The sequence below is a fragment of the Chimaeribacter sp. YP20170169 genome, from assembly GCF_056739715.1.
In genome coordinates this window covers 2120305-2134822 of sequence record NZ_CP176824.1, presented here as the reverse complement: position 1 = coordinate 2134822, position 14518 = coordinate 2120305, and the positions used below count along the sequence as shown (strand labels likewise).

The 14518-nt window shown below is 63.9% G+C and carries 14 protein-coding genes, 1 pseudogene and 1 other annotated feature; of the genes and pseudogenes, 7 read left to right on the top strand and 8 right to left on the bottom strand.

Translation table 11 applies throughout. From position 1 onward, the window contains the following. Positions 1 to 17: 17 nt before the first annotated feature. The gene (gene ompW, locus ACK3SD_RS09470) at positions 18 to 650 is read left to right on the top strand and encodes an outer membrane protein OmpW (RefSeq protein WP_481125319.1); all 633 of its coding nucleotides are present in this window, start codon (positions 18 to 20) and stop codon (positions 648 to 650) included. A gap of 55 nt (positions 651 to 705) precedes the next feature. Here ompW and ACK3SD_RS09465 read toward each other — a convergent pair whose 3' ends face one another. From ACK3SD_RS09465 to ACK3SD_RS09440, 6 genes and pseudogenes are all read right to left on the bottom strand, one after another. After that, positions 706 to 1020: a BON domain-containing protein gene (locus ACK3SD_RS09465; protein ID WP_481125318.1), complete on the bottom strand. Its 315-nt coding sequence runs from the start codon at positions 1018 to 1020 to the stop codon at positions 706 to 708. 164 nt (positions 1021 to 1184) lie between these two features. Next, positions 1185 to 1991, bottom strand: a complete 807-nt coding sequence (trpA, locus tag ACK3SD_RS09460; protein ID WP_481125317.1) for a tryptophan synthase subunit alpha — start codon at positions 1989 to 1991, stop codon at positions 1185 to 1187. Continuing rightward, positions 1991 to 3181, bottom strand: coding sequence for a tryptophan synthase subunit beta (gene trpB / locus ACK3SD_RS09455; protein WP_481125316.1), 1191 nt, complete (start codon positions 3179 to 3181; stop codon positions 1991 to 1993). The genes trpA and trpB overlap by 1 nt, the downstream gene beginning before the upstream one ends. A 40-nt stretch (positions 3182 to 3221) precedes the next feature. After that, positions 3222 to 4583, bottom strand: coding sequence for a bifunctional indole-3-glycerol-phosphate synthase TrpC/phosphoribosylanthranilate isomerase TrpF (gene trpCF / locus ACK3SD_RS09450; protein WP_481127526.1), 1362 nt, complete (start codon positions 4581 to 4583; stop codon positions 3222 to 3224). Positions 4584 to 4590: 7 nt separating this feature from the next. Beyond that, positions 4591 to 6209 (bottom strand): annotated as a pseudogene (trpD, locus tag ACK3SD_RS09445) (bifunctional anthranilate synthase glutamate amidotransferase component TrpG/anthranilate phosphoribosyltransferase TrpD). Continuing rightward, the gene (locus ACK3SD_RS09440) at positions 6209 to 7771 is read right to left on the bottom strand and encodes an anthranilate synthase component 1 (protein ID WP_481125315.1); all 1563 of its coding nucleotides are present in this window, start codon (positions 7769 to 7771) and stop codon (positions 6209 to 6211) included. Before ACK3SD_RS09440 ends, trpD begins: the two are co-directional and overlap by 1 nt. Before the next feature lie 28 nt (positions 7772 to 7799). Further along, positions 7800 to 7900, bottom strand: a sequence feature (Trp leader region). Positions 7901 to 8128: 228 nt separating this feature from the next. Here ACK3SD_RS09440 and rnm point away from each other — a divergent pair. The 6 genes from rnm to cobT all read left to right on the top strand — a co-directional run bounded on the left by rnm (position 8129) and on the right by cobT (position 13080). After that, positions 8129 to 8995, top strand: coding sequence for an RNase RNM (gene rnm / locus ACK3SD_RS09435; protein ID WP_481125314.1), 867 nt, complete (start codon positions 8129 to 8131; stop codon positions 8993 to 8995). Between the two features lie 29 nt (positions 8996 to 9024). Beyond that, the gene (locus ACK3SD_RS09430) at positions 9025 to 9645 is read left to right on the top strand and encodes an L-threonylcarbamoyladenylate synthase (protein ID WP_481125313.1); all 621 of its coding nucleotides are present in this window, start codon (positions 9025 to 9027) and stop codon (positions 9643 to 9645) included. 141 nt (positions 9646 to 9786) lie between these two features. Next, positions 9787 to 9903 carry a YmiA family putative membrane protein gene (locus ACK3SD_RS09425; RefSeq protein WP_481125312.1) on the top strand — a complete coding sequence of 39 codons (117 nt, stop codon included), beginning with the start codon at positions 9787 to 9789 and terminating at the stop codon, positions 9901 to 9903. Positions 9904 to 10093: 190 nt separating this feature from the next. Continuing rightward, the gene (rluB, locus tag ACK3SD_RS09420; RefSeq protein ID WP_137763317.1) at positions 10094 to 10966 is read left to right on the top strand and encodes a 23S rRNA pseudouridine(2605) synthase RluB; all 873 of its coding nucleotides are present in this window, start codon (positions 10094 to 10096) and stop codon (positions 10964 to 10966) included. A gap of 272 nt (positions 10967 to 11238) precedes the next feature. Continuing rightward, positions 11239 to 11970 carry an adenosylcobinamide-GDP ribazoletransferase gene (gene cobS / locus ACK3SD_RS09415; protein ID WP_481125311.1) on the top strand — a complete coding sequence of 244 codons (732 nt, stop codon included), beginning with the start codon at positions 11239 to 11241 and terminating at the stop codon, positions 11968 to 11970. Between the two features lie 63 nt (positions 11971 to 12033). Further along, the gene (gene cobT / locus ACK3SD_RS09410) at positions 12034 to 13080 is read left to right on the top strand and encodes a nicotinate-nucleotide--dimethylbenzimidazole phosphoribosyltransferase (protein WP_481125310.1); all 1047 of its coding nucleotides are present in this window, start codon (positions 12034 to 12036) and stop codon (positions 13078 to 13080) included. 1 nt (position 13081) lies between these two features. Here the strand turns inward: cobT and cobO are convergent, their stop codons facing one another. Next, positions 13082 to 13669: a cob(I)yrinic acid a,c-diamide adenosyltransferase gene (gene cobO, locus ACK3SD_RS09405; protein WP_481125309.1), complete on the bottom strand. Its 588-nt coding sequence runs from the start codon at positions 13667 to 13669 to the stop codon at positions 13082 to 13084. Positions 13670 to 13675: 6 nt separating this feature from the next. Then, positions 13676 to 14437 carry a YciK family oxidoreductase gene (locus ACK3SD_RS09400; protein ID WP_137763313.1) on the bottom strand — a complete coding sequence of 254 codons (762 nt, stop codon included), beginning with the start codon at positions 14435 to 14437 and terminating at the stop codon, positions 13676 to 13678. Positions 14438 to 14518: the final 81 nt, after the last annotated feature.

Genomic DNA, 14518 nt, shown 5'->3' with positions numbered 1-14518 from the left:
GCCAAAAGGAGTGGAAAATGAAGAAGGCGTCTTGGATTCTGCTGGCCGCGGCGGCCCTGCCGACGGTGGTCTCCGCGCATCAGGCCGGGGACATTATCGTCCGGGCCGGGACAGCGACGGTGCGCCCGACCGAGGGATCGGACAATGTGCTGGGGCTTGGCCCGTTCAATATCGATAACAATACCCAGCTGGGGCTGACCTTCAGCTATCTGGTCACCGACAACATTGGCGTGGAGCTGCTGGCGGCGACGCCCTTCAAGCATAAGATTGGCCTGCAATCCACGGGCACCATCGCCGAGGTGAAGCAACTGCCGCCAACCCTGATGGCGCAGTACTACTTCGGCGACAAACAGGACAAATTGCGCCCCTATCTAGGCGTGGGCGTCAACTACACCACCTTCTTTGATGAGAAGTTCAATGACACCGGCACCTCAGCGGGACTGAGCGACCTCAGCCTGAAGGACTCCTGGGGCATCGCGGGGCAGGCGGGGCTGGACTACAACCTGAATGCGCACTGGCTGCTGAATATGTCGGTCTGGTGGATGAACATTGAAACCAAGGCACGCTTCAATGCTGGCGGTGAGCACCAGAGCATCGACACGCGCATCGATCCTTGGGTGTTTATGTTTGGGGCGGGCTACCGCTTCTGATCGCCAGAGGCAAAAAAGGCGCACCGGGGTGCGCCTTTTTTATGCGGTTGCCGAGTTACTTGATCTGCATTGCGTTTTCAACCGACTTCACGCCTGTCACCTGGCGCGTCACCTGGACGGCATGGTTGGCGTCCGCCACTGAGCTGACAAACCCGCTCAGCTGTACGCGGCCCTTGAAGGTCTCTACATTGATCTCACGGGATTTCAGCGAGTCATCCGCCAGCAGGGCAGACTTCACCTTGGTGGTCACCACGGTGTCATCAATATAGCCGCCGGTGCCCTCGGATTTGGCGGTCGGCGCGCAGGCCGAAAGGGTCAGCGCCACCATCAGCGCCATGCACATTGCAGATAAGGCTTTAAATAACTTCATATCCATTCTCCATGTCAATTTAGGGTGGCGAGCGCCACGGCCAGCGGCTGCGGCCAGCGCAGGTTTAATAAGTCTGGTAGATAGATGGCAATTCGACAAATCGACAGGAGAAATAAGCAGCACAAAGAACGCCTTACCGCACAAAAGGGTAAGGCGTGGGGGAACTAGCGGCGGGTGGCGGCCTTCATCTCACGCACAAAAGCGCCGAGCTGGCTGAGCATCTCCGCCGGCTGCGTGTGGTGGCGCTCAATGATGCGCACAATCGCCGAGCCAGAGATCGCCCCGGCCGCGCCGGCGGCCAGCGCCTCGCGTACCTGCGCAGGCTCAGAGATGCCAAACCCCTGCAACGGCGGCGCGGCCTGATACTCCGCCAGCTTGTCAATCAGGTGGCCGAGCGGCAACTGGGCGCGCTGTTCGGTGCCGGTCACCCCGGCGCGCGACAGCAGGTAGGTGTAGCCACGGCCGTGGGTCGCCACCTCGCGCAGCAGTTCATCATCGGCGTTGGGCGGGCAGATGAAGATCGGGGCGATCTGGTGGCGCAGGGCGGCGGTACGGAACGGCGCGGACTCCTCCAGCGGCACATCTGCCACCAGCACCGAGTCGACGCCCACCTCGGCGCAGCGCTGGTAGAAGGCATCGATGCCCTTGTGGAACACCAAATTGGCGTACATCAGCAGGCCAATCGGCAGGGTCGGGTGCTTCTGGCGGATCGCTGCCAGCATCTCGAAACAGCGGTTGGGCGTCACGCCAGCGGCGAAGGCGCGCAGCGTGGCATTCTGGATGGTCGGGCCATCCGCCAGCGGATCGGAGAAGGGGATACCCAGCTCCAGCGCATCCGCCCCGGCTTCCACCAGCGTATCCACGATCGCCAGGGAGAGCTCCGGATTGGGGTCGCCAAGGGTAACAAACGGGACGAAGGCCCCCTCCTTGCGGGTTGCCAGCTCGGTAAAACGTTGCTGATAGCGTTCCATTAGATCTCTCCCCGTGTTTTCAAAATGTCGTGAACGGTGAAGATGTCCTTGTCACCGCGGCCGGACAGGTTCACCACCAGAAGCTGCTCTTTTTCCGGCTCCTGCTTGATCATCTTCAGCGCATGGGCCAGCGCGTGGGAGGACTCCAGCGCCGGGATGATGCCCTCGCTGCGGCAGAGCGCCTTGAAGGCGTCCAGCGCCTCCTCATCGGTGACCGAGACATACTCGGCACGGCCAATGCTGTTGAGGTGGGCGTGCTGCGGGCCGACGGAGGGGAAATCCAGCCCGGCGGAGATGGAGTAGGACTCCTCAATCTGCCCATCTTCGGTCTGCATCATCGGCGCTTTCATACCAAAGTAGATGCCTACCTTGCCATGTTTGAGCGGCGCGCCATGCTGGCCGCTCTCAATGCCCAGCCCGGCTGGCTCCACGCCAATCAGGCCGACCGACTCCTCTTCGATGAAGTCCGCGAACATGCCGATGGCATTGGAGCCGCCGCCGACACAGGCCAGCACCGCATCCGGCAGGCGGCCCTCGCGCTCCAGCACCTGCGCCTTGGTCTCTTCGCCAATCATGCGCTGGAACTCACGCACCAGCGTCGGGTAGGGGTGCGGGCCAGCGGCGGTGCCGAGCATGTAGTGGGCGGTCTCGTAGCTGCCCGACCAGTCGCGCAGCGCCTCGTTACAGGCATCTTTCAGCGTGGAGGAGCCGCTGTGCACCGGGATCACCTCCGCGCCCATCAGCCGCATACGGAAGACGTTCGGCGACTGACGCGCGATATCTTTCGCGCCCATATAAATGCGGCACTTCAGGCCGAGCAGGGCGGAGGCGAGGGCAGAGGCCACGCCATGCTGGCCGGCACCGGTCTCCGCGATGATCTCAGTCTTGCCCATCCGTTTCGCCAGCAGCGCTTGGCCGAGCACCTGATTGGTTTTGTGCGCGCCGCCGTGCAGCAGATCCTCGCGCTTCAGATAGAGCTTGGTGCGGGTGCCGGCGGTCAGGTTGCGGCACAGGGTCAGGGCGGTGGGGCGACCGGCGTAGTTTTTCAGCAGTTCCATAAACTCAGCCTGGAACTCCGGGTCGCGCTGGGCGCTGACAAAGGCCTCTTCCAGCTGTTTCAGCGCCGGCACCAGGATTTGCGGCACATACATGCCGCCAAATTCGCCAAAGTAGGGATTAAGTAGAGTCATGCTATCAGTCCTGTCGGTAAAGACGGTAAAACGGCGCGCCTCAGTAGGCGCGCAACGTCTGGAATACGGCCATCACTTTCGCGGCATCCTTGATGCCTGGTGCCTGCTCAACGCCGGAGTTGAAATCCAACCCGGCGCAGCCCAACTGGGCCGCCTGCACGCAGTTGTCAGCGCTCAGGCCACCGGCCAGCAGCACATTCTCCAGCGGCTGCCCGGCCAGCAGGCCCCAGTCGAAGCGCTGGCCGGTGCCGCCCGCGCCGTTGTCCAGCACATAGCGGTCAACGTGGCGCAAATCGCGCGCGGGCAGGTGGTCGCGTACCGAAAGCGCCTTCCAGAGGCGGCAGGCGGCGGGCAGTGCCTCACGCAATGCATCGATGTAAGCCTGATCCTCCGCGCCATGCAATTGCACCGCGTGTAACCCCAGCGTGGCGGCAACATCCGCCACCTCGGCCACCGGCTGGTCGCTGAACACGCCGACATACTTCAGCGGCGCGCCCGCCATCACCTGTTGCGCCTGCGCAATGCTGACGCAGCGAGGCGATCGGGCGGCGAAGATCAGCCCGCCATAGGCGGCCCCGGCCTCTGCCGCGGTCTGGGCGTCCTGCGCGCGGGTCAGGCCGCACACCTTGTTCTCACCCAGCATCACCCGGCGCACCGCCGCACCCAAATCCTCCTCGGCCATCAGCGCACTGCCAATCAGGAAGCCGTTGGCGAAGCGGCTCAGGGCGCGTACCTGGCCGTAGGTGTTGATGCCGGACTCGCTGATCACCGTCACGCCCGGCGGCAGCAGCGGCGCGAGGCGGCGGGTGCGGTCAAGGTCGATGCTCAGGTCGCGCAGGTCGCGGTTGTTGATGCCCACCACCTTGGCACCGAGGCGCACCGCGCGGGCCGCCTCCTCCTCGCTGATCACCTCGGTCAGCACACCCATCTTCAGGCTGTGCGCCACTTCCGCCAGCTGGCGGTACTGCTCATCATCCAGCACCGAGAGCATCAGCAGGATGGCGTCGGCCTGATAGTGGCGCGCCAGATAGATCTGGTAGGGATCAATAATGAAATCCTTGCACAGCACCGGCTGGGTCGCCACGGCGCTCACCTGCGGCAGGAAGTCAAAACTGCCCTGAAAATACTTCTCATCGGTCAGCACCGAGATGGCGGAGGCATACTCCTTATAGACGCCAGCGATCTGTGCCGGGTCGAAATCCTCGCGGATTAGCCCCTTGGAGGGCGATGCCTTTTTGCACTCCAGAATGAAGGCGGTGCGGGCGCCCTGAAGCGCGTGGTAGAAGCTGCGCTGGCTGGGGCCAAGCAGATGTTCAAACTCGGCCAGCGGCTGTTGCTGCTGACGGGCCGCAACCCAAATTGCCTTGTCACGGACGATCCGATGGAGCACGGTTTCCTGCATCACTCACTTATCCTCTTGCTGCCAATGCACTGACACGCTGGTAGGCGTCGCCGCTGCGGATCACCGCCAGCGCCTGTTGCGCGTTCTGTTTAATCTCTTCCTGGCCAAACAGCTTCAGTAACAACGCGACATTGGCGGCCACCGCCGCCTCATGCGCGGGTTCACCTTTACCTTGTAACAAGCGTGCCAGAATGTCACGGTTTTCTTCCGGCGCGCCACCCCGCAACGCCTCAAGCGGATAGCTCGGCAAGCCAAAGTCGGCCGGAGTGAGCTGATAGTGGCTGATCTCGCCCTGATTCAGCTCCGCCACCTGGGTCGGCGCGTGGATGGCCACCTCATCCATGCCGCCGCCGTGCACCACCGCCGCGCGCTGGTAGCCGAGGGTGCGCAGGGTTTCGGCGATCGGCAGCACCAGTTCCGGGCTATAGACGCCAATCAGCGCCAGCGGCGGCCGTGCCGGGTTGATCAGCGGCCCCAGCACGTTAAACAGGGTGCGGGTCTTTAACTGCTGGCGCACCGGCATCGCGTGGCGGAACCCGGTGTGATACTGCGGCGCGAACAGGAAGCAGACGCCCAGATCGTCCAGCGCCTGACGCGCCTCTTGCGCTGGCAGGTCGAGGCGGATGCCAAAGGCCGCCAGCAGGTCGGAGGAGCCGGAACGGCTGGAGACGCTGCGGTTGCCATGCTTGGCGACGCGCACCCCGCAAGCTGCCGCCACAAAGGCGCTGGCGGTGGAGATGTTGATGCTGTTACTGCCGTCGCCGCCGGTGCCAACGATGTCGGCAAACAGGTAGTCCGGGCGCGGGAAGGGCTGGGCATCCGCCAGCAGCGCCTGTGCGGCACCGGCAATCTCCTCCGGCCGCTCGCCGCGCACCTTCATGCTGATCAGCGCCGCCGCCAGCTGCTCCGGGGCCAGTTCGCCTTGGATAATCGCGCCAAACAGCTGGCGGCTCTCCGCCTGGCTCATGGTGCCAGCGCGGTAGAGGCGCTCAAGGATGGCGGCGTTGCTCTCATGGGTAAGGGTAGTCATGGCTCTCTCTCCTTGTCTCAGGCCAACGCCCAGGCCAGGGTCTGCTCCAGCAGACGCGCGCCCTGTGAGCTTAAAATGGATTCAGGGTGGAACTGGAAACCGCAGACGCGGTCGGCATCGTGGCGCACCGCCATCACCATCCCATTGAAGCGGGCGTTGACCTGCAACCCCTGCGGGATGGCGCTGCCCACCAGCGAGTGGTAGCGCGCCACCGGCAGCGGGTTTGGCAGGGCGGCGAACATCGCCTCGCCATCGTGCTCCACCAGCGACGCCTTGCCATGCAAAATCTCGCCAGCCTGCCCGACGTGGCCGCCATAGGCCTCAACAATCGCCTGATGGCCGAGGCAGATGCCGATAATCGGCAGCTGGCCGCGCAGGCGCTGCAACAGCTGTGGCATACAGCCCGCCTCAGAGGGCGCGCCGGGGCCGGGTGACAGCATCAGGATCGGCTGCTCCATCTCTTTTAGCTTATCGATGATGGTGTCGGCCGGGATGTGGTTGCGGTAGATCACCACCCGGTGGCCGAAGGTGCGCAGTTGATCCACCAGGTTGTAGGTAAAGGAGTCAACGTTATCGAGCAGCAGGATATCAGCCATCAGAACACCTCCCGGGCGTGATGTGCGGTAGCAATGGCGCGCAGCACGGCGCGGGCTTTGTTGCGGGTCTCATCGGCTTCCGCCTGCGGCACGGAGTCCAGCACCACACCAGCACCGGCCTGAATGGTGGCGATGCCCTCCTCGACATAGGCGGAGCGGATGACGATGCAGGTGTCGAGATCGCCGTGGGCGGTCAGGTAGCCCACCGCGCCGCCGTAGCTGCCGCGTCGGCTCTGCTCCGAGGCGGCAATCAGCTGCATGGCGCGCACCTTCGGCGCGCCACTCAGGGTGCCCATGTTCATGCAGGCCTGATAGGCGTGCAGCACATCCAGATCGTGGCGCAGGGTGCCCACCACCCGCGACACCAGATGCATCACGAAGGAGTAGCGATCCACCTTGGTCAAATCCGCGACGTAGCGGCTGCCCGGCTCGCAGATGCGCGCCAGGTCGTTGCGCGCCAGATCCACCAGCATCAGGTGCTCGGCCAGCTCTTTGTGGTCGGTGCGCATCTCCAGCTCAATGCGGCTGTCGAGATCGCGATCCAACGAGCCATCGGCATGGCGGCCACGCGGGCGGGTGCCGGCAATCGGGTAGATCTCAATCTGGCGGCTCTCGGCGTCATACTTCAGGGCGCTCTCCGGCGAAGCGCCGAACAGCTGGAAGTCGTTGTCCTGCATGAAGAACATATAGGGGCTGGGGTTGCTCTCCTTCAGGGTCTGGTAGGCGGCCAGCGGTGACGGGCAGGGCAGGGAGAAGCGGCGCGACGGCACCACCTGGAAGATCTGCCCCTCGCGGATCGCCGCCTGCAACCCGCTGACCACCGCGCCAAACGCCTCGTCGCTCTGGTTGCAGCTCAGCGCCATGTCCTGCACCGCCGGGCGCGGGATAGCGTGCGCCGGTTGCTGCACCTGATGCTGCACCTGCTCCAGCCGCTGTTGCAGCCGTTGGCGCTCGCTGGCGGAGGGGGTGAACAGGCTGGCCTGAATGCGGCAGGCGCGCGTCTGGTGATCCAGCACCAGCAGGGTTTCGGCCAAATAGAAGCAGTAGTCCGGGCAGCGCTGGTCGGCCCGCAGCGGCGGCAGCTCCTCAAACCCGGCCACCAGATCATAGGCAAACAGGCCGCCGAGGAACATCGCCTCGCGCTCCTCCATCGGGCTGTTGACCAGCGCCAGCAGGCGGCGCAGCGCGTCAAATACCGACAGCGATTGCAGACGGGCATCCTCATCCTGCAACGGGTCAATGGCCGGGAAGGTCAGCTCGCGGCCGTTTGGCCGGACGCACACGGCCACCTCTGGTGGCAGCGCCGCATCCAACAGCGGCAGCAGCGACGCGCCGTTGGCGGTCAGCGCCTGAATGGAGACCTCGCGACCCAGCGCGGTGATGCGCAGCGCGCTGTCAACGATCAGCAGGCTCTTTAAATTCTTTTTGCTGGTGATCTCGGCGGACTCCAGCAGCAGCGTGGCCGGGCGTGCGCCGCACAGCTGGTTGAACAGGGTGGTCGGGTCATTGCGGTAGAGGCCGCTGACGCTCAGTAACTCCAGATCGGGACGAGGTGTGTTCATTTTTATTGTTCCTGCCTAGTTTTAAGCCACAAAAAAACCCGCGGGGTGCGGGCTTTTGCAAATCGACACTCTGATAACAGAGATGCGTGATTACGCCGCCCGCCAAAGGGAGAAGCGCCACCAACCAAGTCGGGTCATCTGCATCGTTTTCATTATCAGGGCCTCATGTTTGTGAACTTGTGTACTAGTTAAATGGTTCAGCGGCACAATGTCAACCCCTCATCCAGATGATTTAACATGCAATGGCTTGAAATGATAAAAGTGATGAATATGCGATAGGGCTGGCATCTGCTTGCCACTCTGGGGTAACGTGCCGCCACCGCCCCACGGGGCACCACGCTTTTTTGCAGGATGACCATGTTGACTGACGCCACTTCCCCCGCCTTTACCCTGTTCGATCTCCATAGCCACACCACCGCCTCGGACGGCCTGCTGACGCCTGCCGCGCTGGTGGCGCGCGCGGTGGAGATGCGGGTCGGGGTACTGGCGATCACTGACCACGACTGCGTCGAGGGGCTGGCCGCCGCCGCCGAGGCGATCGCCGCGCAGCAACTGCCGCTGCGGCTGGTCAATGGCGTGGAGATCTCTACGCTGTGGGAGAACCACGAGATCCACATCGTCGGCCTGAACATCGATCCGCAGCACCCGGCCATGCAGGCGCTGCTGGCGCAACAGCTCACCTACCGCCACCAGCGGGCGGAGGAGATGGCGCACCGGCTGGAGAAGGCGCACATCCCCGGCGCACTGGAGGGGGCCTTGCGCTTCGCCAATGGCGGCGCGGTGACACGCGGCCACTTCGCGCGCTTTTTGGTGGAGGCCGGCAAGGCGGACAACATGGCGCAGGTGTTCAAAAAGTACCTGGCCAAGGGGAAAACCGGCTATGTGCCGCCGCAGTGGTGTACAATAGAACAGGCCATTGATGTTATTCATCAATCCGGCGGTCAGGCGGTGGTTGCCCACCCTGGCCGCTATGATCTGTCCGCCAAGTGGCTGAAACGCCTGCTGGCCTACTTCGCTGCCCACGGCGGCGACGCGATGGAGGTCGCCCAGTGCCAGCAGGCGCCAAACGAGCGCACGCAACTGGCCGCCTATGCCCAGCAGTTCCAGCTGCTCGCCTCGCAGGGATCGGACTTCCACCAGCCCTGCCCGTGGATTGAGCTGGGGCGCAAGCTCTGGCTGCCGGGCGGCGTGGAGCCGGTCTGGCGTGACTGGCCGGCCGCCTGACGGACCCATCAACGATAACGAGGTATTTGATGACCCAGTTTTTTTATGTTCACCCTGAAAACCCGCAACTGCGCCTGATCAATCAGGCGGTGGACGTGCTGCGCAAGGGCGGGGTGATTGTCTATCCAACCGACTCCGGCTACGCCTTGGGCTGCCGCCTGGAAGAGAAGGGGGCGATGGAGCGCATCTGCCGCATCCGCCAGCTCGACAGCAACCACAACTTCACGCTGGTGTGCCGTGACCTGAGCGAGCTCTCCACCTACGCCTACGTGGACAACAGCGCCTTCCGCCTGATCAAGAACAACACCCCCGGCCACTACACCTTCATCCTGAAGGCGACCAAAGAGGTGCCGCGCCGCCTGATGAGCGAGAAGCGCAAAACCATCGGCCTGCGCGTGCCCTCCAACCCCATCGCGCTGGCGCTGCTGGATGTGTTGCAGGAGCCGCTGATGTCCACCACCCTGATGCTGCCGGGCAATGACTTCGCCGAATCTGACCCGGAGGAGATCAAGGAGGTGTTGGGCAAGCAGGTGGATCTGGTGATCCACGGCGGTTTCCTCGGCCAGCAGCCGACCACGGTGATTGACCTCACGGACACCACGCCAGAGGTGATCCGCGAGGGCGCTGGCGACCCCGCGCCGTTCCGTTAAGGCGTTGCCCGGCCAGTGCGCCGGGCCTCGCTCCGCTTTTTGCGCCATAACTATGGCCAGGCCGCATTCTGCGCGGCAAATGATTGTCTGCCGAAGGGCTTTGCCAATAAGCTGGTGCTTATTTTTTTTGCAGGCAAACGCATGGGCACCTCACTCCCCGAACAGGAAGACCACAGATTGCGCCGCCGGGTATGGCTGGCCGTACTGGCCGGCTGTGGTCTGTTCTGGATCGGGCTGATTTGGCTGCTCTGCTATTAGCGCGCCGCGCCCTTCCGCTCCCGACTATAATAGGGAATACAAAGCTGGCTTAACTGTGTATAATGGTCGGCTAAACTTTTTATAAGTGTTTGATTTACTTCATAATAGCTTATAACCCCCCATTTCTGGGCCGTGGGTTTTCCCCGGCGGCCCATCTGACGCCTGTGAAGGCGACAACAGAGGTTGCTCAATGAGCGAGAAATTACAGAAAGTTCTGGCGCGGGCCGGTCATGGTTCCCGCCGCGAAATCGAAACCATGATCCAGGCCGGCCGCGTCAGCGTGGATGGCAAAATTGCCACCCTGGGCGATCGGGTCGATGTGAATCCTGGCATGAAAATCCGCATGGATGGCCACGTGGTCTCGATTAAAGAGTCCGCCGAGGCTGTCTGCCGCGTGCTGGCCTACTACAAGCCAGAAGGCGAGCTGTGCACCCGCAGCGACCCGGAAGGGCGCCCAACCGTGTTTGACCGCCTGCCGAAACTGCGCGGCGCGCGCTGGGTGGCTGTAGGCCGTCTGGACGTCAACACCTCCGGGCTGCTGCTGTTCACCACCGACGGTGAACTGGCCAACCGCCTGATGCACCCGAGCCGGGAAGTGGAGCGCGAGTACGCGGTGCGCGTCTTCGGCCAGGTTGATGATGACAAGATCAAGCAGCTCAGCCGTGGCGTGCAGCTGGAAGATGGCCCGGCCGCCTTCCGCACCATCAGCTTCCAGGGCGGCGAAGGCCTGAACCAGTGGTACAATGTCACCCTGACCGAGGGGCGCAACCGTGAAGTGCGTCGCCTGTGGGAAGCGGTCGGCGTGCAGGTCAGCCGCCTGATCCGCGTTCGCTATGGCGACCTGCCGCTGCCGAAAGGGCTGCCGCGCGGTGGCTGGAAAGAGTTGGATCTGGCCGAGATCAACTACCTGCGCGAGCTGGTGGAGCTGGACCCGGAAACCGTCAGCAAGCTGCCGGTAGAGAAGGAGCGTCGCCGCGTCAAGGCCAACCAGATCCGCCGCGCCGTGAAGCGCCACAGCCAGGTCTCCCCCGGCCGTCGCAGCGCCCCCAGCAAGCGCGGCTAAACCCCTTCGACCTTCCCCAAACCGCAGCCCAGGCTGCGGTTTTTTATTGAATTTTTCTGAAAATTAGCCGTGAAATTATATAAAAATGGCGTTATTTCAGTAATATATTCATCCCTGAATAAAAACAGGCCAGGTTTCAGACGCCTGCCCGTAATAGGAGGGAGAAACCTGTGCTATTAATAGCCAGGCGCAATGCCAGGCGGGCAAGTAAGACAATCACTTAAAGAGCTGGGACTTATATCGATGGACAGATCCGCGTCATGAAAATCTTTTTGGCAACCTTACAATTTTTGACCCGCCTGCCGGTGCCGAGCAACGCCTGTGACCGCATGAGCGTGCATGACTACCCGCGTGGCGTCTACTGGTTCCCGGTGGTGGGGCTGGTGGTGGGGATGTGCTGCACCGTGGTCTATATGCTGACCGCGGGCGCGCTTGGGCCATTGATGGCGGCCATTCTGGCGGTGGTGACCAATGTGCTGGTGACCGGCGCGTTCCACCTCGATGGGCTGGCCGACAGCTGCGACGGGCTGTTTGCCCATGCTCGCCGCGAGCGGGCGCTGGAGATCATGCGTGACAGCCGCATCGGCACCTATGGTGCGGCGGCGGTGCTGCTGACGCTGCTGATGCGCGTCGCCGCCCTCTACCAGATGGGCGTCAGCGGCTACGCCATGTTGCCGGTGCTGCTCGCCACGCCGATGGTTAGCCGCGGTCTGCTGCCGATTCTGATGTTCCGCCAGAACTATGCCCGTGAGGATGGGCTGGGCAACCTCTACATCGGCAAAATTTGCCCGCGCCGTTTCTGGATCACGCTGCTGATCACCGCACTGGGCGTGGCCCTTGTCTGCGGCGTCATGAGCCTGCTGGCCGTGGCGATCACCCTGTTTGTTGGCCTGATCTTCCGCAGCGCGGTACAGGAGAAGATTGGCGGCCAGACCGGCGACACCCTTGGCGCTGGCATCGAGCTGTTTGAGGTGGTGTTCCTGCTGGCCCTGATGTGGCGCTGAGCGCCATCCCCCCGCATTTCCCCCGGCGGCGTCCGCGCCGCCTTTCAACATGGAGAGTGAATCATGAATTCCGTCAACGACATCCTTAACGCCATCGCGCCACCTGACCGCGCGGCGATGGCGCAGGCCCAGATCCGGCTCGATGCGCTGGTGAAGCCGCCCGGCAGCCTTGGTCGGCTGGAGGCGCTGGCGGTACAGCTGGCGGGCATCCGGGGCAGCGGTCGCCCGTTGCAGTTCCCGCAAAAAGAGATTGTGGTGATGGCCGCGGATCACGGCGTCTGGCAGGAGGGGATCACCCCATCGCCACAGGTGGTGACCGCCATTCAGGCTGGCAATATCCTGCGCGGCGTGGCGGGCGTCAACGCGATGGCGAAAATCGCTGGCGCAGCCGTGACGCTGGTGGACACCGGCATCATTGGCGGCCCGGTGCCGGGCGCGGTGGCGTGCCATCAGGGCGAGGGCAGCGGCAACATCGCCCGTGGCCCGGCAATGACGTGCGAGCAGGCGGAACAGCTGCTGCTGTGGGGCGCTAACTGGGTAGCCGAACGGGTAGCGCAGGGTCTGACGGTGCTGGGCGTGGGTGAGCTGGGGATGGGCAACACCACCCCGGCCGCGGCGGTGATTGCCGCCATCACTGGCCAGCCGCCGGAGCAGGTGGCCGGGCTGGGCGCCAACCTGCCGCCGGCGCAGCTGGGGCACAAGGTGGCGGTGATTGAGCAGGCGCTGGCGATCAACCGGCCACAGGCGAACGATGGGCTGGAGGTGTTGGCGAAGGTCGGCGGCTTTGATCTGGTGGCGATGAGCGGCGCGATGTTAGGCGCGGCAGCGGCTGGCATTCCGGTGGTGCTGGATGGCTTCCTCTCCTACGCTTCGGCACTGGCCGCCTGCCAGATTGCGCCAGCCGTCTGGGCCTACCTGATCCCCTCCCACACCTCCGCCGAGCGCGGCTCGCAGATTGCGCTGGCGCACCTGCGGCTGCAACCCTACCTCGATCTCTCCCTGCGGCTGGGCGAGGGCAGCGGCGCGGCGCTGGCCTTCAATCTGATTGACGCCGCCTGCGCCATGCACAATGAGATGGCGACGCTGGCGGAGTGCAATATTGCCCTCTGAGTTACCAGTCGATCCCCTTCTGCGCCATGATGCCGGCGTCGAAGGCGTGTTTCACCGGGCGCATTTCGCTGACCGTGTCGGCCTGCTCCAGCAGGTCGCGGTGGCAGCCGCGCCCGGTGATGATCACCGTCTGGTGGGCCGGGCGCGCCGCCAGCGCCGCCATCAGCTCCGCCAGATCGAGGTAGCCGTAACTCACCATGTAGGTCAGCTCATCGAGCAGCACCAGATCGAGCGTCTCATCGGCCAGCATCCGCTTGCCATGTTGCCACACCGACTGGCAGGCGGCGGTGTCGGTGTCGCGGTTCTGCGTCTCCCAGGTGAAGCCGGTTGCCATCACCTGGAACTCGACGCCATGCGGCTCCAGCAGGTTGCGCTCGCCGTTCGGCCACTCCCCCTTGATGAACTGGATCACCCCGGCGCGCAGGCCGTGGCCCACCGCGCGCGTCACGGTGCCGAAGGCGGCGGTGGTCTTGCCCTTGCCGTTGCCGGTGAACACCATCAGCAGGCCACGTACCTCTTGGGCGGCGGCGATGCGGGCGTCAACCTGCTCTTTCAGTTTTTGCTGGCGTTGCTGGTGTCTGTCGCTCATCTCGGCTTACTCCGCCGGGCCGGGCTTGCGGCCCGGTTGCGCGTCAAAGCTGATGCCGGTCTTGCGGCGGCTGTCATCGCCCATCAAATAGAGGTAGAGCGGCATGATGTCAGCGGGCGTCTTCAGCTTGTTGGCATCCTCCTGCGGGAAGGCAGAGGCGCGCATCGCGGTGCGGGTGCCGCCGGGATTGATGCAGTTGACGCGCAGGGTGGAATGTTTGTACTCCTCCGCCAATACTTGCATCATCCCCTCGGTGGCAAATTTGGAGACCGAGTAGGCTCCCCAGCCCGCGCGCCCCTCGCGGCCGACGCTGGAGCTGGTGAACACCAGCGAGCCGCCGCTGGACTTCAGCAGCAGCGGCAGCAGCGCCTGCGTGAGGATAAAGGTGGCGTTGACGTTGACCTGCATCACCTGTTGCCACAGGTCGCTGTCCTGCTGCGCCATGGGCGCGATCTCGCCCAACAGGCCAGCGTTGTGCAGCACGCCATCCAGACGCGGCACCTGCTGCGCCAGCGTGTCGGCCACGGCCTGGCACTGCGCCGGCGTGGCGGTCAACAGATCCAGCGTGATCACCTGCGCCGGTTTCAGCCCGGCCTGCGCGATGCGCTGTTGCACCGCCAGCAGCTTCTCCTCGGTACGGCCCAGCAGGATCACGCGCGCGCCGAAGCGGGCGTAGGTCAGGGCGGCCTCGCGGCCAATGCCGTCGCCGGCACCGGTCACCAGAATGATACGGTTGTCCAATAGGTTGCTTTTCGGATGGTAGTGCATGGGGAAGTCCTCTCGCGTGGCTGGGGTGCCGGCGGCGTGGGCCGGTCACAAAATGCCAGGATGGCGGCGGGAGCCCGGCTC

Excerpts from the sequence above, each read along its gene's own strand:
- ompW (WP_481125319.1), top strand. The coding sequence starts at position 18 with ATGAAGAAGGCGTCTTGGATTCTGCTGGCCGCGGCGGCCCTGCCGACG.
- ACK3SD_RS09465 (WP_481125318.1), bottom strand. The coding sequence starts at position 1,020 with ATGAAGTTATTTAAAGCCTTATCTGCAATGTGCATGGCGCTGATGGTG.
- trpA (WP_481125317.1), bottom strand. The coding sequence starts at position 1,991 with ATGGAACGCTATCAGCAACGTTTTACCGAGCTGGCAACCCGCAAGGAG.
- trpB (WP_481125316.1), bottom strand. The coding sequence starts at position 3,181 with ATGACTCTACTTAATCCCTACTTTGGCGAATTTGGCGGCATGTATGTG.
- trpCF (WP_481127526.1), bottom strand. The coding sequence starts at position 4,583 with ATGCAGGAAACCGTGCTCCATCGGATCGTCCGTGACAAGGCAATTTGG.
- ACK3SD_RS09440 (WP_481125315.1), bottom strand. The coding sequence starts at position 7,771 with ATGAACACACCTCGTCCCGATCTGGAGTTACTGAGCGTCAGCGGCCTC.
- rnm (WP_481125314.1), top strand. The coding sequence starts at position 8,129 with ATGTTGACTGACGCCACTTCCCCCGCCTTTACCCTGTTCGATCTCCAT.
- ACK3SD_RS09430 (WP_481125313.1), top strand. The coding sequence starts at position 9,025 with ATGACCCAGTTTTTTTATGTTCACCCTGAAAACCCGCAACTGCGCCTG.
- ACK3SD_RS09425 (WP_481125312.1), top strand. The coding sequence starts at position 9,787 with ATGGGCACCTCACTCCCCGAACAGGAAGACCACAGATTGCGCCGCCGG.
- rluB (WP_137763317.1), top strand. The coding sequence starts at position 10,094 with ATGAGCGAGAAATTACAGAAAGTTCTGGCGCGGGCCGGTCATGGTTCC.
- cobT (WP_481125310.1), top strand. The coding sequence starts at position 12,034 with ATGAATTCCGTCAACGACATCCTTAACGCCATCGCGCCACCTGACCGC.
- cobO (WP_481125309.1), bottom strand. The coding sequence starts at position 13,669 with ATGAGCGACAGACACCAGCAACGCCAGCAAAAACTGAAAGAGCAGGTT.
- ACK3SD_RS09400 (WP_137763313.1), bottom strand. The coding sequence starts at position 14,437 with ATGCACTACCATCCGAAAAGCAACCTATTGGACAACCGTATCATTCTG.